This window comes from Psychrobacter sp. M17(2026) (genome assembly GCF_055699815.1).
Map to the genome: position 1 here is coordinate 2,750,291 of NZ_CM146741.1, position 24,701 is coordinate 2,774,991.

General features: G+C 41.0%; 20 protein-coding genes and 1 tRNA gene. 4 read left to right on the plus strand and 17 right to left on the minus strand.

Translation table 11 applies throughout. The features are described 5' to 3' along the window. Positions 1–120 precede the first annotated feature (120 nt). The 8 genes from rpoB to ACR63T_RS11695 all read right to left on the minus strand — a co-directional run bounded on the left by rpoB (position 121) and on the right by ACR63T_RS11695 (position 8,840). Complete coding sequence (rpoB, locus tag ACR63T_RS11660; RefSeq protein WP_305898924.1) at positions 121–4,239, minus strand: DNA-directed RNA polymerase subunit beta; 4,119 nt, start codon at positions 4,237–4,239, stop codon at positions 121–123. Positions 4,240–4,889: 650 nt separating this feature from the next. Then, positions 4,890–5,261, minus strand: a complete 372-nt coding sequence (gene rplL, locus ACR63T_RS11665) for a 50S ribosomal protein L7/L12 (RefSeq protein ID WP_305898925.1) — start codon at positions 5,259–5,261, stop codon at positions 4,890–4,892. Positions 5,262–5,385: 124 nt separating this feature from the next. Then, entirely contained in the window at positions 5,386–5,913 is a 528-nt protein-coding gene (gene rplJ, locus ACR63T_RS11670) for a 50S ribosomal protein L10 (RefSeq protein WP_305898926.1), read from the minus strand. A 424-nt stretch (positions 5,914–6,337) separates the two neighbouring features. After that, entirely contained in the window at positions 6,338–7,039 is a 702-nt protein-coding gene (gene rplA, locus ACR63T_RS11675) for a 50S ribosomal protein L1 (RefSeq protein ID WP_305898927.1), read from the minus strand. Continuing rightward, positions 7,040–7,471: a 50S ribosomal protein L11 gene (gene rplK, locus ACR63T_RS11680; protein ID WP_201570217.1), complete on the minus strand. Its 432-nt coding sequence runs from the start codon at positions 7,469–7,471 to the stop codon at positions 7,040–7,042. Between the two features lie 152 nt (positions 7,472–7,623). After that, the gene (gene nusG / locus ACR63T_RS11685; RefSeq protein ID WP_201570218.1) at positions 7,624–8,154 is read right to left on the minus strand and encodes a transcription termination/antitermination protein NusG; all 531 of its coding nucleotides are present in this window, start codon (positions 8,152–8,154) and stop codon (positions 7,624–7,626) included. A gap of 76 nt (positions 8,155–8,230) precedes the next feature. Next, positions 8,231–8,716, minus strand: coding sequence for a preprotein translocase subunit SecE (gene secE, locus ACR63T_RS11690; protein WP_201570219.1), 486 nt, complete (start codon positions 8,714–8,716; stop codon positions 8,231–8,233). A gap of 48 nt (positions 8,717–8,764) precedes the next feature. Continuing rightward, positions 8,765–8,840 (minus strand) — tRNA-Trp (locus ACR63T_RS11695). 173 nt (positions 8,841–9,013) lie between these two features. On the opposite strand from ACR63T_RS11695, the gene ACR63T_RS11700 reads away from it, so the two are divergent. After that, complete coding sequence (locus tag ACR63T_RS11700) at positions 9,014–9,544, plus strand: hypothetical protein (RefSeq protein ID WP_472784094.1); 531 nt, start codon at positions 9,014–9,016, stop codon at positions 9,542–9,544. 110 nt (positions 9,545–9,654) lie between these two features. Here the strand turns inward: ACR63T_RS11700 and ACR63T_RS11705 are convergent, their stop codons facing one another. From ACR63T_RS11705 to ACR63T_RS11745, 9 genes are all read right to left on the minus strand, one after another. After that, complete coding sequence (locus ACR63T_RS11705) at positions 9,655–10,305, minus strand: hypothetical protein (RefSeq protein ID WP_472784095.1); 651 nt, start codon at positions 10,303–10,305, stop codon at positions 9,655–9,657. 14 nt (positions 10,306–10,319) lie between these two features. After that, the gene (locus tag ACR63T_RS11710; protein WP_472784096.1) at positions 10,320–12,170 is read right to left on the minus strand and encodes a polymorphic toxin-type HINT domain-containing protein; all 1,851 of its coding nucleotides are present in this window, start codon (positions 12,168–12,170) and stop codon (positions 10,320–10,322) included. Between the two features lie 214 nt (positions 12,171–12,384). Further along, positions 12,385–13,338 (minus strand): IS256 family transposase, variant Zn-binding type, encoded by a 954-nt coding sequence (locus ACR63T_RS11715; RefSeq protein ID WP_472785207.1) that lies wholly within the window; start codon positions 13,336–13,338, stop codon positions 12,385–12,387. A 40-nt stretch (positions 13,339–13,378) separates the two neighbouring features. Further along, the gene (locus ACR63T_RS11720; RefSeq protein WP_472784097.1) at positions 13,379–13,834 is read right to left on the minus strand and encodes an REP-associated tyrosine transposase; all 456 of its coding nucleotides are present in this window, start codon (positions 13,832–13,834) and stop codon (positions 13,379–13,381) included. Positions 13,835–14,028: 194 nt separating this feature from the next. Then, on the minus strand, positions 14,029–15,219 hold the full coding sequence (gene tuf, locus ACR63T_RS11725) for an elongation factor Tu (protein WP_201570221.1): 1,191 nt from the start codon (positions 15,217–15,219) through the stop codon (positions 14,029–14,031). A gap of 246 nt (positions 15,220–15,465) precedes the next feature. Continuing rightward, the gene (fusA, locus tag ACR63T_RS11730) at positions 15,466–17,592 is read right to left on the minus strand and encodes an elongation factor G (RefSeq protein WP_472784098.1); all 2,127 of its coding nucleotides are present in this window, start codon (positions 17,590–17,592) and stop codon (positions 15,466–15,468) included. 380 nt (positions 17,593–17,972) lie between these two features. Next, positions 17,973–18,446, minus strand: a complete 474-nt coding sequence (gene rpsG, locus ACR63T_RS11735; RefSeq protein WP_201570223.1) for a 30S ribosomal protein S7 — start codon at positions 18,444–18,446, stop codon at positions 17,973–17,975. Between the two features lie 230 nt (positions 18,447–18,676). Then, the gene (rpsL, locus tag ACR63T_RS11740; protein ID WP_201570224.1) at positions 18,677–19,051 is read right to left on the minus strand and encodes a 30S ribosomal protein S12; all 375 of its coding nucleotides are present in this window, start codon (positions 19,049–19,051) and stop codon (positions 18,677–18,679) included. Between the two features lie 331 nt (positions 19,052–19,382). Further along, on the minus strand, positions 19,383–20,591 hold the full coding sequence (locus tag ACR63T_RS11745; RefSeq protein ID WP_472784099.1) for an EcsC family protein: 1,209 nt from the start codon (positions 20,589–20,591) through the stop codon (positions 19,383–19,385). Positions 20,592–21,075: 484 nt separating this feature from the next. Between ACR63T_RS11745 and ACR63T_RS11750 the strand changes: the two genes are divergently transcribed. The 3 genes from ACR63T_RS11750 (at position 21,076) to ACR63T_RS11760 (ending at position 24,688) form a co-directional block, all read left to right on the plus strand. Continuing rightward, positions 21,076–22,326, plus strand: a complete 1,251-nt coding sequence (locus ACR63T_RS11750) for a beta-ketoacyl-ACP synthase II (protein WP_472784100.1) — start codon at positions 21,076–21,078, stop codon at positions 22,324–22,326. 3 nt (positions 22,327–22,329) lie between these two features. Next, complete coding sequence (locus tag ACR63T_RS11755) at positions 22,330–24,069, plus strand: anthranilate synthase component I family protein (protein WP_472784101.1); 1,740 nt, start codon at positions 22,330–22,332, stop codon at positions 24,067–24,069. 166 nt (positions 24,070–24,235) lie between these two features. Further along, positions 24,236–24,688 carry a hypothetical protein gene (locus ACR63T_RS11760; RefSeq protein ID WP_305898943.1) on the plus strand — a complete coding sequence of 151 codons (453 nt, stop codon included), beginning with the start codon at positions 24,236–24,238 and terminating at the stop codon, positions 24,686–24,688. The last annotated feature ends 13 nt before the right edge of the window (positions 24,689–24,701 follow it).

The following is a 24,701-nucleotide window of genomic DNA, read 5'->3' on the forward strand; positions in this document are numbered from 1 at the left end:
CATTGCTATATAAATGACTGAAGGCAATGAATAGGGTTGAGATAAATATCTAAAAGCAGCAGCACAATATAATACTGCGGCGTACTGCTCTTAGTTAACTAATCAATTATATAAAATCAATTAGTTGGTCTGTTTTAGCTCTATATTAATACCCAAAGATTTGATTTCTTTGGTCAGTACGTTAAATGATTCAGGCATACCTGGATCCATATACTGCTCACCATCAACGATGTTTTTGTACATGCGTGTACGGCCTTCAACGTCATCTGACTTCACCGTTAGCATCTCTTGCAAGGTGTAAGTCGCACCGTAAGCTTCTAGTGCCCATACTTCCATCTCACCAAAGCGCTGACCACCGAACTGTGCTTTACCACCGAGTGGCTGCTGAGTGACTAGTGAATAAGATCCTGTTGAACGTGCATGCATTTTGTCATCAACCAAATGGTTAAGTTTGAGCATATACATGTAGCCAACGGTCACTTTACGATCAAACTTCTGACCAGTACGACCATCATACAAGGTTTGCTGACCATCACGATCCATGCCAGCAAGCTCAAGCAGGTCTTTGACTTGATGCTCATGAGCACCATCAAACACTGCAGTACCCATAGGCACACCTGCGCGTAAGTTATCAGCTAACGCCATGATATCGTCATCAGTTAGGCTATCAAGATCAACTTGCTCGCCACCGACTTTGTTATAGATTTGGTCTAAGAAATCGCGCAAATCTTTAATCGCAGCTTGGGCTTTAAGCATACCATCTATCTTCTCGCCTAAGCCTTTAGCCGCCATACCTAAATGGGTCTCTAGTACCTGTCCGATGTTCATACGCGACGGTACACCCAATGGGTTCAGTACGATATCAACGGTGTTGCCGTGCTCATCATAAGGCATATCTTCAACAGGCATGATACGTGATACCACACCTTTGTTACCATGACGACCCGCCATTTTATCACCTGGCTGAATACGACGTTTGACCGCTAGATACACCTTAACGATTTTTTGTACGCCGTGTTGCAGATCATCACCAGCGGTTAATTTGCGTTTTTTCTCAGCAAACTTACTATCGATATCTTTTTGCTTATCGACTAAGAACTCAGCGATTTGGGTAAGACGCTCTGAGATATCCTCTTCTACTGGCTGGATATCAAGTAAGGTCTCCAAATTCATATCTTTCATGTCGTCAGCTTGCATGATAGTTCCAGCTTTTAGACCAGAACCACCGCTAACTTTTTGACCGTCAAGCAAGCTTGCGATACGACCACGCGCTGCTGCCTCAAAAATACGTAGCTCTTCTTTTAGATCTTTGCGATAGCTATCGAGCTGAGACTTTTCGATGGCACGCGCACGTGCATCTTTTTCAACGCCATCACGGGTAAAGACTTGTACGTCAATGACCGTACCTTTGCTCGACGTTGGGACACGTAAAGAGGTGTCTTTAACATCAGCCGCTTTTTCACCAAAGATGGCCCGCAGTAGCTTCTCTTCCGGCGTCAATTGGGTCTCACCTTTTGGCGTGACTTTACCAACTAAGATATCACCCGCATCAACCTCTGCACCGATATAAACGATACCTGCTTCATCTAAACTAGATAATGCAGCTTCACCGACGTTTGGAATATCGCTAGTGATTTCTTCAGTACCTAATTTGGTATCACGAGCCACACAAGTGAGCTCTTGAATATGAATAGTGGTAAAGCGATCTTCTTTGACGACCTTTTCTGATAACAGAATTGAATCCTCAAAGTTGTAACCATTCCACGGCATAAATGCAATGCGGATGTTCTGACCCAATGCCAACTCACCAAGATCCGTTGACGGACCATCAGCTAAGATATCGCCTAACGCAATTTCATCGCCTTGGTTAACGATAATACGTTGGTTAATACAAGTGTTTTGGTTAGAGCGAGTGTATTTAACTAAGTTATAGATATCAATACCGGCTTCACCAGCGATCATCTCTTCTTCGTTAACACGAACGACAATACGTGAAGCATCAACGTCTTCGATCACGCCGCCACGCTTAGCAATCACACAAACACCTGAATCGCGCGCCACATAACGCTCCATACCCGTACCGACTAACGGCTTATCAGCACGTAATGTAGGCACTGCTTGACGCTGCATGTTCGAGCCCATCAAGGCACGGTTAGCATCATCATGCTCTAGGAACGGAATAAGACCTGCTGCTACCGAAACTACCTGACTTGGCGACACATCCATATGCGTCACTTTTTCAGGAGGCATACGCACGAATTCACCATAGCTACGCACACTGACCATCTCATCAGATAGCGCACCATCTTCAGTCATTGGTGAGTCAGCTTGTGCAATCACTGTACCGACTTCTTCAATCGCTGATAAATATTCAATAACGTCAGTGACTTTACCATCTACCACACGGCGGTACGGCGTCTCTAAGAAACCAAAGCTATTGGTCTTAGCAAAGGTTGCTAATGAGTTAATCAAGCCAATGTTTGGACCCTCTGGTGTTTCAATCGGGCAAACGCGACCATAATGCGTATCATGTACGTCACGTACTTCAAAACCAGCACGCTCACGAGTTAGACCACCTGGTCCTAGTGCTGATACACGACGTTTATGGGTAACTTCAGACAATGGGTTGTTCTGATCCATAAACTGTGACAACTGGCTTGAACCAAAGAATTCTTTAACTGCAGCTGCTACAGGCTTTGAGTTGATCAAGTCTTGTGGTGATAAGTTATCAGATTCCGCTGAGCTTAAACGCTCTTTTACCGCACGCTCAACACGGACTAGACCCACACGGAATTGGTTTTCTGCCATCTCGCCTACTGAACGAATACGGCGGTTACCTAAGTGATCAATATCGTCAACTTCGCCACGACCATTACGAATCTCAATCAGCTCTTTGAGCACATTGACGATATCATCATTGGTCAAAACGCTGCGCTCGCGCTGAATTTCTGGATCATTAGTATTGTCAAACTCAAGACCTAAACGACGATTGAACTTCATACGACCGACGTTTGATAAGTCATAACGATCGGCATTGAAGAACATGCTGTCAAATAGCTTCTCAGCAGTCTCAACGGTTGGTGGCTCACCTGGACGCATGACTTTATAGATTTCAATCAACGCTTCTTCACGGCTAGAAGTACTATCAGCACGTAGCGTATCAGCAATATAACTACCTTGATCGATATCGTTAGTGAACAATATGCTAAACTCTTTGATAGAATCGCTGGCTTCAAATGAGTTTAATTTGACCAATAATTCATGGTCGATTGGCGTATTAGCGCGCGCAATCACTTCATCGTTCACGATAATATCTTCAGCTAGAATACGCTCGTAGAGGTACTCATCAGGTACAGCAATACGCGTCATACCGGCTTCTTCAAGCTGACGAATACGGCGAGCATTAATACGCTTGCCCTGCTCAACGATAACATCACCGTCGGCAGATACGATATCGAACTGAGCCATCTCACCACGTAAGCGATCAGCAACTAGATCAATCTCGAACTGCTCTTCACCTTTGTATACGGCGACTTTGTCAAAGAACAGATCTAAAATCTCACCTGTGCTAAGACCTAGCGCGCGTAAAATAATAGATGCCAGCAATTTACGGCGACGGTCAATACGAGCAAAGACTAAATCTTTTGCATCAAATTCGAAATCTAACCATGAACCGCGGTAAGGAATAATACGCGCGTTATAAAGCACCTTACCACTTGAATGTGACTTGCCTTTATCGTGATCAAAGAATACACCAGGTGAACGATGCAGCTGCGACACGATAACACGCTCAGTACCATTAATAATAAAGGTACCGTTAGCGGTCATCAATGGCATCTCGCCCATATAAACACTTTGCTCACGGATATCTTTTACCGCAGCTTTACTGTCTTTATCTTTGCTGTCTTTGTCTTTAATAATCAGACGAATCTTGACGCGCATAGGTGCGGCAAAAGTTGAGCCACGTAGAATACACTCACGCTCATCAAATTCAGGCGTGCCTAAATAGTACTCAACAAATTGCAGCTCTGCATTACCAGAGTGACTCTCAATTGGGAAAATAGAGGAGTATGCCGCTTGCAAACCAGTATTCTCACGAGCTTTTGGCTTTTTGTGCTCTTGCAAAAAGTGCTCATAAGAATCTACTTGGATAGACAATAAATAGGGAATGTCCATCACAGTAGGCAATTCAGCAAAGCTTTTGCGAATACGCTTTTTTTCAGTATAAGAATATGCCATCGAGAGTCCTTACAGTAACGTGGAAACAAATTAAAAGCGTGACCGATATGCATAAATACTATGCATAGGCCACGTAAACGATAATACTTGTTGCTATTTAACTCGTGCTAAAAAGCTAAAATAAATATTCATTGGTTGAATCAAATAGTCTTTTAATACAACTTGAAACTTTTACTCTAAAAATTTCATCAATAACAGTTACAGTCAGCTATATGTCTATCAATATTCACGACTCAATACTGACAGTGGAACCATGCTAAAGTGCTAAATAGTAACAACTCATTCATCATTAGCTAGACTTAACAGCTCAAAGACGCTCTAGGATAAATAAGTTTACTGGAATAAGTAAGGCTATTAGAAAAGTATGCGGGCACGGAAAAATGCCAAACATCCAACGACGTTTAGCCTAATTTAATATATAAAATAAAACTACTGTGCTTGCTTGCACTGCGTTTACTTGCATAGCTATCGTGTGTCCTTTTGATGGGTATCCACCGCTGATAATACGACTATTGGCAGACACAAAAGGTCAAGCTGGCAATTATAATAAAAAAAAGCCGATAATGCAAGGCATTATCAGCTTTTTTATGTATCACATAAAGTAGCTACTTAATAGTAATTACTTAACTGTAATCCAAAATAAGCTCAGCTTATTTTAGTTCAACAGTAGCGCCAGCTTCTTCAAGTTTCTTTTTCAACTCTTCAGCTTCAACTTTGTTTGCGCCTTCTTTGATTGGTGCTGGAGCACTTTCAACCAAATCTTTCGCTTCTTTCAAGCCAAGGCCAGTAGCTTCACGTACAGCTTTAATGACCGCAACTTTCTTTTCGCCGAAGCTAGCAAGAACTACGTCAAACTCGTCTTTTTCTTCAGCAGCAGCAGCAGCAGGACCGGCAGCAGGAGCAGCAGCGGCAACAGCAGCAGTTACGCCGAATTTTTCTTCCATAGCGCTGATTAATTCAACGATATCCATTACTGACATTTCAGCGATTGCGTTTAACACATCATCTTTAGATAGTGCCATGAGAACTCTCCGTTATCTGATAAAAATTAATTGATTTTAATAGCGTTGTGATTGCGTGCCACAATTTATAAAAGGCGTGGCTTAAGTACAATCAGCGCTGTAAAATTTACGTTAAAACAAGCAATTAAGCAGCTTCTTGTGCGTCTTTGATTGCTGCTACAGTGCGAACAAGCTTACTAGGAACAGCGTTCATAGTTTGGACAAGCTTAGTCACAGGTGCATTCATAGTAGCCATCAAGATAGAGATTGCTTCGTCGCGAGTTGGTAGCTTCGATACGCGCTCTAGCTCTTCTGGACCATAAACCACACCGCCGACTGATACTAATTTAGCTTCTAAAGCTTTGTTGTCTTTGCTAAAGTCGAAAACGACTCTAGCAGCAGATCCCAAATCTTCCATTGAAAAAGCTAAAAGTAGTGGACCAGTCATGCTGTCGGACATGCACTCAAACTTAGTGCCTTCAAATGCGCGTTTTGCTAGGGTATTTTTTACCACTTTCAAAACCACACCTTTATCACGGGCTTGTTCGCGCAGCTTAGTAAGCTTTGCAACACCAATACCATGATATTCGGCAGCTACTGCTGAGTAAGCATTAGCAGCAACTTCAGACACTTCAGCCACAACTTGTTGTTTTTGCTCTAGCGTTAATGCCATAAGTTGACTCCTTAATCTTACCAATCATTTTGTAACCTAAGTCACAAGCTATGATTGACTTGATACGATACGTTATTTATAAATACTATCGAAATAGCATCTACTCGTAACGACTGATTACGGCACCGTTATCAGAATGACGTCGAATGATAGAATAGTATTGATATTAGTATCAATGAAAAACACTACCCTATCGGCTCTAGTCTTAAACTGGGTGGGTCACCGTCTGCGTAGGACAATTGAGATTTTCATCTGTCATCGATTAACAAAAGCAGCTCGTAGTTATCAATAATAATTCAAAAATCATTAATAATAACCCAAAACCGCTCTCTACCTACGGTCTTAGACAGCGTAGCAAAAGCTACGCTGACCTAATTTGAATAAATTTAATTATTTGTTAAAGCATCTGCTAATAAAAGCGAGCTTATTTAGCCATACGGTAAGGTACAGGATCAATTGAGATACCTGGGCCCATCGTGCTAGATAAAGAGATCTTTTTGATAAAAGTACCCTTTGAAGTCGCAGGCTTAGCACGTTTAAGATCAGCAAGTAGCGCTTGAGCGTTTTGCATGATTTGATCTTCTGTAAAGCCAACTTGACCGATAGTCGCGTGGATGATACCACCTTTATCGACACGGTACTGAGCTTGACCGGCTTTAGCGTTAGTCACGGCTTCTGCAACGTTTGGCGTTACGGTACCGACTTTAGGGTTAGGCATTAGACCACGTGGACCTAGGATAGTACCTAACTGACCAACGACACGCATAGCATCAGGAGCTGCAATCACAACATCAAAGTCCATATTACCCGCTTTGATTTGGTCTGCAAGATCATCCATACCGACGATGTCAGCACCAGCTTCTTTAGCGGCTTCAGCAGCAGCGCCTTGAGCAAATACAGCAACGCGTTTGGTTTTACCAGTACCGGCAGGTAAGTTGGTAGCGCCACGAACGACTTGGTCAGATTTACGTGGATCAACACCCAAGTTAATCGCAATATCGATAGACTCTTTGAACTTAAGCGTTGGCAAATCATTTAAGATCTGTACAGCTTCTTCAATAGTGTATTGCTTATCGTTATCAACACGGCTATTGATTTCTTTTTGACGTTTGGTTAGCTTACTCATTTACACACCCTCCACGGTAATACCCATCGAACGGGCAGTACCAGCAACGGTACGAACAGCAGCATCTAAATCAGCAGCGGTTAAATCTGCATCTTTAGTTTTTACAATTTCTTCTAACTGAGCACGCGTCACTTTACCGACTTTAGCGGTATTTGGCGTACCAGAACCTTTAGCGATGCCTGCCGCTTTACGCAGTAAAAACGCTGCTGGTGGCGACTTCATGATAAAGGTAAAAGACTTATCACTATAAACCGTGATTTCAGTCGGGATCGGCAAACCTGGCTCTTGGCTTGCGGTCGCAGCGTTAAATTCTTTACAGAACGCCATGATGTTCACGCCTTTTTGACCCAAAGCTGGACCAATAGGTGGTGAAGGATTCGCTTTACCTGCTGGGACTTGCAGTTTGATGTAACCATCAATCTTCTTAGCCATGATTTTCTCCTATATGGGTGATAGCGCCAGTTTTTCACCATTTCTAGTAACTAGACAATGAAAAACAACAGCTCCCCTGTTAATGTAACTGCTAGAACAACTTAAATTCTATTACTTAAAAACTTACTTCTTGAAACTCGTTTCTTAACTGTTTAATCTATTTTTTCAACTTTACTAAATTCAAGCTCAACCTGAGTCGGTCGATTGAATACGTTTACCGTTAGCTGTAATTTAGACTTCTCATAATCCACTTTTTCGACCATACCTTTAAAGTCAGTAAAGGGACCATCGATGACCAATAGCTCTTCGCCTGGCTCAAATAGAGTCTTAGGACGCGGATTGGTCTCAGCTTGATTAAGACGATTTAAGATGCGGTCGGCTTCTACTTGGGTGATAGGTGCAGGTGTTTCAGCCGTACCACCAATAAAGCCCATAATACGCGGGCATTCATTAACAATATGCCAAGTGCTATCGTTCATTTCCATTTGGATCAATACGTATCCTGGAAAAAACTTACGCTCACTCTTACGCTTTTTACCATCACGCATCTCGACGACTTCTTCGGTAGGTACTAAGACATCACCAAAAGAATCCGCAAAGTCGCTACGGTTAATACGATCAGTTAATGAACGTTGTACTTGTTTTTCATATCCTGAAAACGCTTGGACAATATACCAACGCATATCACGCTCCTGATCTTTAAGTTAAAAATAAACCGTTATACTGATAACGGTAGTTAAAATAGCTAATACGCTTGCTTTAACCAATAAACAAACCAACAAACCAGTTAAAAAAGTTATCTAATAGCCATATGAAAAACCCAACAATCGCGATCACGACAATGGTTTGCCATGTGTATTGAAAGGTCTCATCTTTGGTCGGCCAAGTGACGCGGCGTAACTCTACCCCAGCGTCTGTCAATAACGTTTTAAACGCACTACCTTGATGGGTCATTGCCAAACAAATAAGTGCAAATACTGCTAGGGCTACAATAATACCAATACGTACCCAAACATCATTGGCAGGTTGCCAAACGCCAGGTAAATACTGATTAGCAAAGGTTGCACAAATTAGTGCAACGATAGCCAGTAGCCATAATATAATATCTTTTGCTGAGCCAGTTTTGGCCACTTCTACAGCTGAGGTATTCGATGCTGAGATGTGCTTTCCTTTAGATAGCATTCCGCCCGCAACGGCCTTGGCGTCAGATAACTTTGTATCGAGGTTATCTTGCTCATTGCTCATAAAGGACTCGCTTGGGAGATAGCTATAACAAAGATAGGATAAAATAGATGGCAGGCGATGTAGGACTCGAACCTACAACCCTCGGTTTTGGAGACCGATGCTCTACCAATTGAGCCAATCGCCTATGGGTGTTAAGGCTGATTATTATACCTATCTTTATTTATAATGCAAGTTTTAAGATATTTTTATTTGTTGGTGGGATAAATTGTAAAACAGATAAATAATTAAATGATTAAAGCTAAAATCATTATAAACTATAGCCATCAAAATAGGATTAAACGCTCTTAAGGATAAGTTATGAAGTTATATCTACTTGCATGTACCCTACCGTTATTAACGGCTTGCATGAGCCTAAAAAATGTCAATGAGCTACCACCTGAGCTGATCTATCAACCACCAGTGTCAGGACAGACCGCGACCATCATGGGTAAGATGGAACCGCGTTATACACGCTTAGTCGGTGATCGTATCGTTTATATCATCGATATTGATGGTAAGCGCGTACCCAAAGAGCGTAAGCAGGAATATAGCGAGACGTGGGATACGGTGTATCCACTATCAGCAGGTGAACATACGATGACGGTCAGTTATCAAATGGCAGGACACTATACCAAACCGACTAAGATTAGCTTTAACGCTGAGGCGAATAAAAACTATCAATTAGACTTTGTCACTGATATCGGTACGCAGTTCTTCGGGAAAGATAGCTATGCTGATATTTGGATTAAGGATAAAGTAACGGGAAAGGCAGTGACCGAGGTAGTAAGAACTACACCACCGCCTGCGCCTCAGACGATCTCTTACCCTATTATTATTAATAATAGATAATTGAGATAGCCATACAAATAACTCTGGTACATGACCAGAGTTGTTTTGATTTAAAGTTGTAGAAAAATTGAGTTTTTAAGCTTGCTTTTTCTTATGGTATCTGCGTGCTATTATTTAACAGTTTTTGGGTCTGTAGACTCTAAATAACTACCATTCTCTCCATAAGTTATCAAATTAGGATAACCTATTGTATATATATTATCTAAACAAAAACCATTTTGTATTGATTTAATATCCGAATCAGATATGGATTCTATATCATATTGATATTTTTCACAAAAAAATTCAGTTAAGCATTTTTCTAAACGAGAAGAGTTAATTTCATAATCATTATTTACTTTAGTATCTTGAATGAAATAGTAAGGAAGCCAGTCATCATTTCTCAATTTAAAAGTGATATAGATATCTGGCTCTGAAATACCGAACTCTAAACCAATTTCAACAGCTTGTTCCAACCAAACAGGTTTGTTATCCTTATAAACCATTGTCTCACCGCATAAATCTAAGAAGTAAATATCTAACTCTTGTATTTCTTGTATAATCTTTAACCAAAAATCTTGAGTATATATTTCTTCACTATCGGTATAAAAGTTTTCTCTGTTTAAAATATAACCTGTCATTTTAAAAATTTGACATTCATTTAAGTATGTAAGTAATTCAATCATATGGTTTGAATGTAACTCATTAATGTTATCACTCATATTGAGACTTAGTGTTAATGTCCAGCAGCCTGTATAGTATCCAGGATAAGTAAACTGCATAATAAATTCCTATTTTAAAAATAGTGAGTAGTACCATCTCTAGTTACTATTTCAATTCTTGTAAGGCTTAACTGTCTTTTAAGTATATCCATTTTTGCTTTAGTACCAAAACCATCTAGAGCGAAAACTTTCTGATAATCATCATATTCAAAATTTATTCTTGCTGTTTTCGTTTTTGCAGATACTAGATTTATCTGACCTCCAGCTTGTGAAATTTTTCGACTAAGTGCTCTTTTTGCACTCGTAATAGAATTAGAAGTAGGCGTAACCACCTTTAAAGATATTGCTTCTATCAGCTTGCCATTCTGATAAACTGCCAGATCAATATCGTTACCAATACCGTCTTGGACTTCAAATCCAAATGTAGTCTTATTTGACTTAGCCATTGGACTTCTTGAGATATCATCTACACGTCTAATCGTTTGAATAAATGATGCTCTTGCAGTAGGGTCCGATGCTATTCCTAAATGAAGTATCTTTTGAATACCATAAGAGTTATTCAAGTTTAATTTACTATCGTTCATTAATCTCTTAAATATAGCTTTGTCCGATTCATTTAAACCTTGAAGAAGCTCTATCTTTCTTCTCATTTCATCTACGTTTGAAAAGCTTTTGACAGGATTAGCGCTATTTTTTGCTGAATTTAGCCATTGTCTCAAGTCGTCTGCATCTAAGCAAGTATTATGAACCCAGACTCCAAGCTTACCTACATGATAAGTATGAAATTCGTCTACTTCAAAATTATAAACGGTATCCTTTTTATTAAGTTTAGTCTGACTGACTACTGTCAATATTGCTTGATCATCACGATTAACTAGTTTCATACCGCTTTGTAAAAGTGACGTTGGTAACCAACCTGTATCTAGTACCCAAAATGGATGCTCTTCAGTAGTTTGATAGGTTTCAAGCTTACTATTATTGTCTTGAATAATTACTTCGTATATTTCTTTATCTTCAAAACTGACGGTATCTATGACAGGACGATAGCCATACTCTAAAGTGTTTTCATGACGTGACCAAACCATATCGCCTTGCTCAATTGTCTCAATAGCTTTTAGACCATCAATAGTTTCAACAAGAGTACCAGCAACGAAACAGCTTGGATCATCTGAAACAATAGCACTACGAGGAATTTCTGGTGGATTACTTGTACCTCTGTAAGAGGAAGCTACTTTTTTTAGATCGTATATTATGGTACGACCATTTTTTGTAACTACTTTGAGAAGATTTTTTCCTCCTGATGTAAGTAAATAGGCTGTTCCACTTATACTTGCAAGTTTGCCGTTCGTCATAGGAGTAAAAATTTTGATAAATGCATCTTCAAAATCAGGACCATACTCTTTGACTAACATATTAAGTAGAACTTTTCTTTCTTCTGCTATATTCATATCTGCAAAAAACTCTATCTCTAGCTCCTCTCGGAAATCTGGAAACACTACATCCATAGTAGAATTATTCTTTACAGCAATACCAGCAATATCAGCAGCTGTGTTTACATCCACATTAGTAAGTAATGCTATAGACCCTGCAAGTAGTTTAGCAGCATCAATAATTTCCTGTTTTTGTGCATCAGTTAGTGCATTTGGATTATCAACTAAATAATCGCCAAACATCTCCCCAACCGCTGCACCAAGTGCGCCAGCATCACAGCTTTGTTTCTTAGCACTTGCAGATATACAGCCAACACCAGCAGCAACTAATTTGTGTGCCAAATTATCAGCAAAATCATTAGAATCAATATCTTTGACAAAGCTACTAAATGTCTGAGCCGCAAACACATCAACTAGTGAATTGCGTAAGCTATTCTTAAGTGCATCCTCTAAGCTGACCCCGTTAATAGCCGCATTGACAAAAGCATCCGTCATTCCCGTACCAACAGCATTGACCAGCTTTTGATTAAAAGGATCAGCCCGTAGGTTGGGTGGAGTTTACGACACCCAACAATTATATATCGGAGAGCTATTCAACCACTCCAATCTACAGGTAATAAACCATCCGCTACAAATTGATGGAACGAGGTGTAATGGACAAAATTCATGCTAGAAAGTAGAACGTAGTCGCTAATGGACATAATTCATGCTATTTGAGTGACTTTGACCCTAGAAAGTCTTTAATAAACCGTAACTTACGATGCTCATTTAGACCATGATGACTGTGTAATTGTCGCTTTAATTCACTAAATAACCCTTCAAGAGAATTTGTGGTGTTGGGCACGTCCAAATGCTCATATTCTCGATAAGTGAATAGCCAATCGCTATTGGTTCTGAGGCTTCGATAAGCACTTCTAAGACGCTTATGTGTGTACCACGTTTTACCCGTATCTTCATTAGTACTACGTTCATCAAGATAGTCTTCATGAGTTAAACACCACTGATCTAAGCGCTCTACGAAGTCGGATTTATCGAGCTGTGTTAAGTTTGAAGTGAGGTATCTAAGCTCAATACTAGCGATGTTCTTAGGACGACGAGTTAAATAACGAGTCACTATTTGTACTTGATGGAACTGGCACATCTGACAAGGGATGCTGCTAAACAGGGCTCTCAGTCCTCGTCTTCCATCACAGGTGATGCTTTGTATATCAACGCCTGACGATGCTAAGAGATCAATCCCTTGCTTGTAGGCACTGTTGGTTTCATGACTCACTATCGCGTAATAAAGTACGGTTCTAGTCGTGTTATCCATAAAGACCATCAAACCAAACTTGCGACCAAAGTAAGTGGTGTCCATGATGACATTAGCAGTCTCAGGACGTTTAATCTGATACTCAATACTGACTTTATCTAACCGCCTTTGTATGGTTTTAACACTACAGTGGTACTTATCAGCCAGTTGTTTGTAGGTCTGTTTACCTTGAGTATATTGAGTCCAAAGCGTTTGATTATTTAGTCTGATGCCACCTAAAAACTGCCGCCTGCAAGCTAGACATTGATACTGCTGTTTGCCAAGCTTACGTCCATTCTTCTTGGTATGTTTATCACTACAAAAAGGGCAGTTTTTTGATTCATGGTGTTGATTCCTTGCAAATCCAGACAGTATATAGCTTTAGACCCTATTACAGCATGAAAAATGTCCATTACACCTGGAACGATGAATATCGCCAATCCTGAACTCGTTCTACATATTCGTGCCTAACAGGATTCATATGAATGTAATCGATATGAGCGCGATAATCTGCTTCATTACGAAGACAATGCTCCCAAAACCGCCGTTGCCAAATACCACGTTCGCCTTTTTTTTGATGGCTTTTTGAGATACGTTCGGTTTTGGCGATACGATAAGAGAAATAATATTTGATAAGTTTAATACGTTCAGAATAATCAGCATCATCACTTGGCATAGTGCATAACATATGAAAGTGATCAGGCAAAATAACGATAGCGTCAATATGAAAAGGATGTTTTTGTTTGACGGTTTTAAAAGCGTTCCGTAAAACATCAACGTGTTTAATTAGCAAGTCGCCTGATCTATCTGCAAGGTTAACGGTCAAGAAATAGCAAGCGCCTTTATGATAGTGTCTGCGATATTGCATGGTATTCTACAAATGATAAGGTAGAGTTGATATTAATCTATCGTGTTGGGTGTCGCAAGCTCCACCCAACCTACGGGCTTCTATCATTACCTATAAACAAAACCCTAACCCACAAAAAAAGCCACCCTCAACAAAGAGAGCGGCTTTTGACTAACGGTTTAGCTTAAACTACAGATTGCTCTGTAAGTTAAAACTTAAACATTAACGTTAGCAACAACACCAGCGCCTACAGTACGGCCGCCTTCACGAATAGCGAAGCGAAGACCTTTGTCCATAGCGATTGGGTGGATAAGCTCTACGCCCATCTCAACGTTATCACCAGGCATAACCATTTCAGTACCGTCTTGTAATTGGATTGCGCCAGTTACGTCAGTAGTACGGAAGTAGAACTGTGGACGATAGCCGTTTAGGAATGGCGTATGACGACCACCCTCTTCTTTGCTTAGTACGTATACTTCAGCGTCAAACTTGGTATGCGGGGTGATTGAACCTGGCTTAGCAAGTACTTGGCCACGTTGAACGTCTTCACGCTTAGTACCACGGAGTAGTACGCCACAGTTTTCGCCTGCACGACCTTCGTCAAGCAGTTTACGGAACATCTCTACACCGGTACAGGTGGTTTTTTGAGTGTCACGGATACCGACGATTTCGATCTCGTCACCAACTTTTACGATACCAGATTCAACACGGCCGGTTACTACGGTACCACGACCTGAGATTGAGAAGACGTCTTCGATTGGCATTAGGAATGCTTTGTCGATGTCACGCTCAGGCTCTGGGATATAGGTGTCAAGAATATTTAGTAGTTCAACTACGGCTGGTTGGCCATATTTTTCTTGTGAGCCTTTTAGGGCTTCAGTCGCAGAACCATGGATGATTGGGGTGTCATCACCTGGGAAGTCGTAATCAGAAAGTAATTCGCGTACTTCCATTTCGACTAGCTCAAGTAGTTCTTCGTCATCTACTACGTCACATTTATTCATGAATACGACGATGTACGGTACGCCAACCTGACGTGATAGCAGGATGTGCTCACGAGTTTGTGGCATTGGGCCATCAGTTGCAGATACGACTAAAATTGCGCCGTCCATCTGGGCTGCACCGGTGATCATGTTTTTAACATAATCGGCGTGACCTGGGCAATCAACGTGAGCATAGTGACGGGCATCTGTGTCATATTCTACGTGTGAGGTGTTGATGGTGATGCCACGTGCTTTTTCTTCTGGGGCTGAGTCAATAGACGCGTAGTCTTTGGCTTCGCCACCTGAGGTAATAGCAGCAACTGTTGCGATAGCTGCTGTCAATGTGGTTTTGCCGTGATCAACGTGTCCGATAGTTCCGACGTTGACGTGTGGCTTTTTGCGTTCAAACTTGGCCTTTGCCATGGGTGTTTCCTCTTTTATTGGGGCTCAGTACTTTAGCCGTGTTTATACACTAGCTAGAACAATACTGACCGCATTAAGATAAGTGTTAAAAGTATGCACATTCGATGTGCAGATATTATAAGAAAATTAGCGCCAATAACAAGTCTTTTAACCGATTATTGGCGTAATTGTCGCGGACAAACTAAAGATAAGCTTTATTTTGCCCTATCTAGCAGTACTTATTAACAGTACTTGCTTTAACAATATTTACTCGTCTTCATCTTTTGAGTTGAACTTAGCGATGATTTCAGCAGATACTGACTTTGGAATCTCAGCGTACTTTTGGAATTCCATAGAGTAAGTAGCACGACCCTGCGACATAGAGCGCATTTGGGTTGCATAACCGAACATCTCTGCTAATGGTACTTCAGCGCGGATCTGCTTAGTGCCACCAGGTAGATCTTCCATACCCTGAACCATACCACGACGACGGTTAAGATCGCCCATGATATCGCCCATGTAATCTTCTGGAGTTTCAACTTCAACTTTCATGATTGGCTCAAGTAGCGCAGGATTTGCCGCTAAGAAACCTTTACGGAAAGCCATAGAACCTGCCATTTTGAATGACAATTCATCAGAATCGACATCATGGTAAGAACCATCATATAAAGTCGCTTTTACGTTGACGATTGGGTAACCAGCAAGGACACCATTTTTCATGCGTTCTTGAATACCTTTATCAACAGCACCATGGAACTCTTTTGGTACCGTACCACCAACAACTTCTTCAGCGAATTCATATTCAACATCGCCCGATGGATCAAGTGGCTCAAGACGTAACCAAACGTGACCGAATTTACCACGACCACCGGTTTGACGTACGAATTTGCCTTCTTGTTCGACGGTCTCACGAATGGTTTCGCGATAAGCAACCTGCGGCGCACCGATGTTGGCTTCGACACCAAACTCACGCTTCATACGATCGACTAGAATCTCAAGATGCAGCTCACCCATGCCACTGATGATAGTCTGACCAGACTCTTCATCAGTATGTACACGGAACGATGGATCTTCTTTTGCTAAGCGACCAAGAGCAATTGACATTCTTTCCTGATCCGCTTTCGTCTTAGGCTCAACTGCTAAGCTGATAACTGGATCTGGGAATTCCATACGCTCAAGCGTGATAACATTTTGCTCATCACACAGGGTATCACCAGTAGTAACGTCTTTCATACCAACTAAAGCTGCGATATCACCAGTACGGATCTCTTGAAGCTCTTGCTGAGCATCTGCCATCATCTGTACGATACGGCCAACACGCTCACGCTTCATCTTAACTGGGTTATAAACACTGCTACCCTGCTTAAGAACACCTGAGTAAACACGAACGAAGGTTAAGTTACCAACGAACTTGTCATTCATGATTTTGAATGCTAGTGCTGAAAACGGTGCTTCATCTGACGCTTCACGGAAACCTTCAGACTCTTCTTTGTCATCAAGAATACCTCTGATAGCAGGTACATCCATTGGTGCTGGTAGATACTGAATAACAGCATCCAACATTTTTTGGACGCCTTTGTTCTTAAATGCAGTACCACAAAGCAATGGAATGATTTCGTTTTCAATAGTCAATTGACGAATAGCGCTATTGATTTGATCTACAGTCAATTCACCGTTTTCAAGATACTCGTTCATCAACTCTTCAGTAGCTTCAGCAGCGCTTTCTACTAGATACTCGCGATACTCTTCTGCTTTTTCTTGAAGCTCTGCTGGAATTTCACGTTCTTCGTATTCCATACCTTGAGATGCTTCATCCCAATAAATAGCTTTCATAGTCACAAGATCAACCACACCTTCGAAGTTGTCTTCTTTGCCAATTGGAACAACTAGAGGTACTGGCTTACCCCCTAAACGAGTTTTAATCTGTTCAACAACACGATAAAAATCAGCGCCAACACGATCCATTTTATTAATGAATGCAAGACGTGGTACTTTGTATTTATTAGCCTGACGCCATACCGTTTCAGACTGTGGCTGTACGCCACCTACTGCACAATAAACCATGCACGCGCCATCAAGAACACGCATAGAACGTTCAACTTCAATCGTGAAGTCAACGTGACCTGGGGTGTCAATGATATTGATGCGATGTTCATCAAACTGCTTAGCCATACCTGACCAAAAGCAAGTGGTTGCAGCTGACGTGATAGTAATACCACGTTCTTGTTCCTGCTCCATCCAATCCATGGTGGCCGCGCCATCATGTACTTCGCCAATTTTGTGGCTAACACCAGTGTAGAACAAAACACGCTCAGTAGTCGTCGTTTTACCAGCATCAATGTGCGCTGAGATACCAATATTGCGATAGCGCTTTAGGGGAGTTGTACGAGCCATAATATTTTCCTAAGGAAATTAGTGTATATATTTGTGTCGCTACCGCTTAACCTTGGCAAAAGCATTTAGCTCTAGTCTTTTATTGGTAACCTCATAAACCTAATACGGTTAAAAAAGCATCAATAGTAAGGATAAAGTGGCATTGAGTGTGGGACAAAACAAACATACAAAATCGTGATAATAGATGTTCGCCATTGCTGTCAATCACATACTAAAGTTATTCAGTACTGCAATTAAGAATGGCGAGAATCAATAAACAATAACGTGGCTAATTGATTATTCAGTTAGCCACGCTTAGCAATTAGATAATCAATGACAGTTATTAACACTAAGTATTAATAATGGTTGACTATAAAAGATGCTTATACCACTAAATAAATTTAGAAACGATAATGAGAGAATGCTTTGTTAGCATCTGCCATACGGTGAACTTCATCACGTTTCTTCATAGCATTGCCTTTGCCTTCTGAGGCATCAGACAATTCACCAGCTAGGCGTAACGCCATAGATTTTTCAGAGCGCTTGGCAGCAGCTTCAGCTATCCAACGCATAGCCAAGGCAGTACGACGGGAGGGGCGTACTTCCATTGGTACTTGATAGGTAGCACCACCAACGCGGCGAGCTTTTACTTCGACCATTGGGCGCACATTTTCTAGCACTTCTTCAAAGAACGATACTGGATCTTCGATGTTACGCTTTTGCGCTACAGTCTCAAGAGCACCGTAAACGATACGCTCAGCAGTAGATTTTTTACCATGGCTCATCACGTGGTTGATGAATTTTGCGATGGTTTGGCTACCAAACTTAGGATCCGGTAGGATCTCACGGGTAGCTACGACGCGACGTCTTGGCATAATAAATTTCCTTGTCTTCAGGAGTGTCTGACATTCACAATCTCGTACTGTTTAATTTACGTAGCAGCGAGTTGTCAGTCAGCCTTACTGCATGGTGTTATGTCATCTAAGCTCTAATACTAGTAAGACCTAGCACAAAACTTAAAACAACATCGAACCCATGCACAGTTAATGGGGTGTACTAATCAAGCTAAAACAATACTGTTATATTAGTCTTAAATATATAAGTATTAAGCTTTAGGCTTCTTAGCACCATATTTAGAGCGACCTTGTCTACGGTCTTTTACACCAGCGCAATCGAGTGCACCACGAACAGTGTGATAACGTACACCTGGTAGATCTTTTACACGACCACCACGGATAAGCACAACACTATGCTCTTGTAAGTTATGACCTTCGCCGCCGATGTAGCTTGCTACTTCATAACCTGAAGTTAAGCGAACACGACATACTTTACGCATGGCAGAGTTAGGTTTTTTAGGGGTAGTAGTATATACACGAGTACATACACCGCGACGTTGTGGGCACGCTTGCAACGCAGGAACTTTTGACTTTTCCTTGATGGTTTTGCGACCCTTACGAATTAATTGGTTAGTTGTTGCCATAAGGCATCCTTCTCCCGTTGGGTATAAAACAAAAAAATGGGTCAACGCCCAACCATTTGACGTTTGTCTAAGGTTTTTAGGCTACCCATTTTTAGGACAATGTATTATAAAGATATATTGCTACTATTTCAACTATTTATCACTAGATACCCTTTACAACATTCAAAAGATGTGTATAAAGCCAGTTATAAAAGGTGAAACGTTAATAGATATGTTGAATTATCTGTAAATGGCGATAATGTATTGTTTTTCAAGTACCGTATTTAAGGTAGCTTGTCATAAAACTATTTTACATTGTCGCCATAATTTACGGATAAACCCTCAGATGCACTTATTTTTTGGCTTCTGCTGGTTGCTTAGTTTCGCTTTTACTTTCAGCTTTATCAGCAGCTTTGTCGTTTTTAGCCTTATCAGCACCCTTTTCTATCTTGCTGTCGTCATCGCCATCTGTAACAGCACTTTCTTGTTTGGCACTGTTTTTAGTATCAGACTTAGTGGTGTCAGTTTTGCTATCTGATTTGTCTTCTGTTTTACCAGACTCTTTTTTATCAGCGTCAGTGTTAGCGTCTTTTTTGACCTCAGCTTCACTGCTGCTGTCATCGGTAATCGCCCGATTGGCAAGCTTTGCTTCTGGGGCAAAAGTCGCTCTCGCTACTCCAATGACCTCTTCAATCAGACGGCTGTTATAACGCATACCTACGATAACCGCAGTGGCTGGTAAAAAGCGACGAATCCAAGATAGGTTGATCTGATCCAAATCAATCCCTACTTGACTGGCGATACTATCGACTTGCTCTGCATAGTAGTTGACGTTTTTGTTTTTGAGACCCAAGTTCTTTAGCTCGCTATGTAGACCATTGCCTTGAGCGTTATCAAGTAAGCCTTTACCTACTCCAAGACCTGCTAGCAGTGCTTGCTTCTCTTGCATCTTGCTTAAATCGGCGTTAGCGAGTAGCTCATAAGCCATCTTAACGCCTTGCTTACCTGTCAGGGGTTGATCATAAACGGCGGCCAACTGATATACTGTACGTAAAGATACTAGCAACAACCACAAGGTGTCGGCTAATAATCCTGGCAAGCCTGCTAAGCCCGTTAAGCCACCTAAAGTCGCTAATGCTCTATTCTGATTAGCAATATCGGTGGCAAGCGCATAACGCTGCTCATCATCTAGGCTTGAGATATCAGCAAAGCGATGCTCACTGGGTAAATCAATCTGACTCCAAGTTGACGCCAGTTTTGCCACTTGAGCAAACGCACCATCGACTGTCGATTGGAAAAAACTGTCAGGTACTATCTTTTTGGCATATTTACCATAAGTTGCAAACCGATTACCCAATAACTGCTGCGTGGCTTTTAGGGTTTGCTCACGAAATAAATCTTGCTGATAGTCCTCATCACCTAAATTGACAGCTTTGAAGTGTCGAGGCTGACCTGTCTTAGCATTGGCACTATCTAATAGTGAGCCGACGCGTTCAAGATTGTCACGGGTAAAATGTCCAACAGTACTAATACCTTTTGAGAGAATGTCACGCTTTGCCATAGTTATATCCTTAAATTAATGGTAATGAAATATTTTAGTTTTTGTATTGCTCGCTAATAATAATGTCTAGGCGCGCTAACAACAACGACATATAGATTAAATTTAGGGTTTTATAGTAGCTAAAATTTGAACTCAATGTCAGTGTTAACAATGTTATTAGGATAGTAAAGTTTGTATCTAAAAATATAAACGATTTATTTATAGATATAGTATTTAATCTTCTTGTTAGATATCGATAGTCTTTTACATTGCTTATCAGCATAAAATAATTTCTGCATTTGATAACTAACTTACTATTAGATAGATATTTTATAGAGCTGATACGCTATCATAGCTACAAATAAGGTATGCTTGTACACTGAAATTATGTTTCGTCATAAATTTAAGGGTTTTATTATAAAATTAAGGCTCAAGCAAACACAAAAGTTATTGCTTATCATGTATTTAAGCTGTGATAAGCACTCAATATCATAAGGAACAGACTATGCGTAGAGTGGTTATTACAGGAGCAGGGATTGTCTCTTGCATCGGATATGATTTGACGTCCGTTACTGAATCTTTGCAGCAAGGGCAGTCAGGCATTACTTTTAACGAGTCTTATGCTGAGCATGGCTTTAAGTCGCAGGTCAGTGGTAGTATCGATAAATCACAGCTCGATACTTCTACTATTGATCGTAAGCTTAAGCGCTTTTTTAGCGATGCCAGTCTTTATGCTTATGTCTGTGCTTTAGATGCTATTAAACAGTCTGGGTTGTCTCTTGACACTATTAGTCAAAACCCAAGAGTTGGCGTCGTAGCAGGCTCAGGTGGTGCCTCAACAGAAGGTGTTTCTGTTGCAGTAGATGCTATGCGTGAAAAAGGCTTGCGCGGTGTCGGTGCGATGGCAGTACCTAAAACGATGAGTAGCTCGATATCAGCGGCGCTTGCCACAGGACTAAAAATTCATGGTCCCTCCTACTCTATCAGCTCAGCTTGCGCCACCTCAATGCATTGCATTGGGCATGCTATGGAGCTGATTCAATTAGGTAAAGCGGATGTGGTATTAGCAGGTGGTAGTGAGGCTGAGCACTGGACACAGTCTTGCATGTTTGATGCCATGGGTGCGATGAGTACTCAATATAATGACACGCCAAAGCAGTCCTCACGCGCTTATGACAAAGACCGCGATGGCTTTGTAATTGCCGCAGGTGGCGCGATGGTCGTGGTTGAAAGCTTAGAGCATGCCCAAGCTCGCGGTGCCAATATCTTAGCCGAAATCGTCGGTTATGGCGCAACCTCCGACGGCGCTGAAATGGTCGCGCCAAGTGGTGAAGGTGCGGTGCGCTGTATGCAACAAGCTCTAGATCAGGCTGGATTAAAAACCGTTGATTATATTAATAGTCATGGTACTAGCACGCCACTTGGTGATATCACTGAGCTTGGCGCTATTGAAAAAGTGTTTGGTGGCCATGCTAATACTGAGAGCCGCGCTTCTGTACCCCCTATTAGCTCAACCAAATCTATGACCGGTCATAGTTTAGGAGCAGTTGGCGCACAAGAGCTTATCTACTGCTTACTCATGTTACAAGAGCAATTTATTGCTCCTAGCATCAATGTTGAAAACTTAGATCCTGCTATTGAAGGCTTCGATATTGTTACCGAAAAACGCGATGTACAGCTTGATACGCTAATGACCAATAGCTTTGGCTTTGGTGGTACTAACGCGACTTTAATTATCAAAAAGTTTACTGCTTAATCTATGATAGTAACAGACAACAATCAACAATCTGACTTTAAAAGTACGCCATCGGTTCTCAATCGATGGCGTTTTGCTGGCTTGTCAGCAGCAGATCTGTTACCGCGTTTACAGCGTCATCTGACAGCACAAAACCCTACGGCAAACTGGCAACTGGTTTGGCTCAATAATAATGGTCAGCCTGTTATAGGCTTGCTACCTAAGATGAGCTGGTCCGTTTATTTTAATGCTAATAAGCCTTGTTCCGTCTCAATAGAAAACCCTAAAAATAAAAAAAGCTATTACAAAGTTGTCGAGATGTGTCGTGATAAGTCATCGATAATAGCATCCTATTGCAGTTATCTAGAGTGGCAAGAGGAGCTAATCACTTATAGTAAGGCTTACGAGGCAGTCGCTACTCATTCAGCTCTACTAGATGAAAAAAATATAATCAATCAAAAACCCAGCTATCAGCACGGTCTTATTGGTTTTATTGGTTATGATATGGCAGCTCATGAGCTAAGTCCTGTAGCAGATATTCCTCAAGCCACGCAGCCTTGTGCAGTGCTGGGTCATTACGATATTTATTTATCGCCAGTCAAAGACAATACTCAAACCAGCTGGCAGTTGACTACGCCACTGTCTAACCCTTTAGATACTGCTGCTGATCAAGCTATCATTGATGAACTTAAAAACTATCTACAGCATTTAGATGATGCGTTGAATGATGAGTTGATCAAAAACTCTAATAATATTGCACTAAAAAATAAAGTACCACTTGCCCCGCTGATGCTCAAAGCGAAATGGCAAAAAAATGATTACGAGCAAGCTTTTGCAGAAACTCAAGACTATCTACAACAAGGCGACTGTTATCAGATTAACCTCACCCAAGCATGGCAAGGGTATCTAAAAGAATCTAACAATAACAGAGCACCGAAACTGCTCGATTATCTCCCTAGCTTACATGCTAATACTAACGCACCATTTGCAGGCTATTTAGGACTTAATACTTTTGTTAATACTAATTCAAAACCTAGTGATTTAAAAGCTGGCGATCTAAAAGCTAGTAATCCAAAAAAAGAAAGGACACAGAATATAGACTTTGAGTTATTAAGCTGTTCACCTGAGCTGTTCTTTACCTTTACTACCGATCAAACAACCAATACTCGTCATATCATTACCAAACCTATCAAAGGCACTATGCCACGCGGTGAAAGCTCTGAGCAAGATAATGCTCTAAAACAACAGCTAATAACTAGCGACAAAGACCGCAGCGAAAATGTAATGATCGTCGATTTATTGCGTAATGATTTGGGCAGATATGCCAAGACAGGTAGCGTCAAAGTACCAAAGCTATTTGCGATTGAAAGTTTTAGCAATGTCCATCACATGGTCAGCACGATTACCGCTGAGCTAAAAGAGCAGGCTCATCCCCTAGCTGTATTATTCGGTAGTCTGCCTGCTGGCTCTATCACGGGTACACCCAAAAAACGCGCGGTCGAAATCATAGCCGAATTGGAAGGTGCTGCACGAGGGGCGTATTGTGGCACTATGGGCTATATGAACTTCGATGGTGGTGGTCAATGGAACGTGTTGATTCGCACTTTGCAGGCGAATGAATCTCCAAATGGCACTAGAAAAGTAAGCCTATGGGCAGGCGGTGGCATTACTATTGCATCCAACTGTGCAAGCGAATATCAGGAGTGTTTGGATAAAGTAGGCAATTTGCTTGGGGTGTTGGCGCAAAGTAATAGCGTTAAATAATGGTTATATCGATTCATACTAATTAGCTGATTGTTACTTTTATAGCCTACCTATTATTATATAGGTCATTATTTTGCAAAACGGTTTACTGGGCTAAAGCCGTAGCTTACAAAGCGGGCTTTGGTATTACGGTCGTAGCTTTTTATCTACAAAATTAGAGGTAGGTATGGAAATGTTTTTTTGGATATGTGGGGCGCTTATAGTAATCGGCTTACCTGCTTTTGCAATATTAATGATTTACGCATCATTAAAATCAGTTAAAGAATATGTAGAAACAATTCAGTCTCTAAAGAACAAGATTTATAACCTTGAAACTGATTACAAGAAGTTAGGAACAGAAAGAGATAATACTGAAATAAAGCTTGAGCATGCCATACAAGAAAAACGCTATATCGAAGAAGATTTAGAACGATTAAATTCAAACGAAGGTTATAAACATACTAGAGTAGTTAACGCTATACATTTTGGTATCTTAAAGAAGCTATACGCTCATGATGAATTGTACTATATGTCTATGCTACTAAAAGATCATGGCGAAACAATTGCTGATTTCAACCGAGAAGATGAGAATGAGATTATAGAAACATTCATTAAAAAACATCCAAACCCTTCTAAGTAATAACATTCATAAA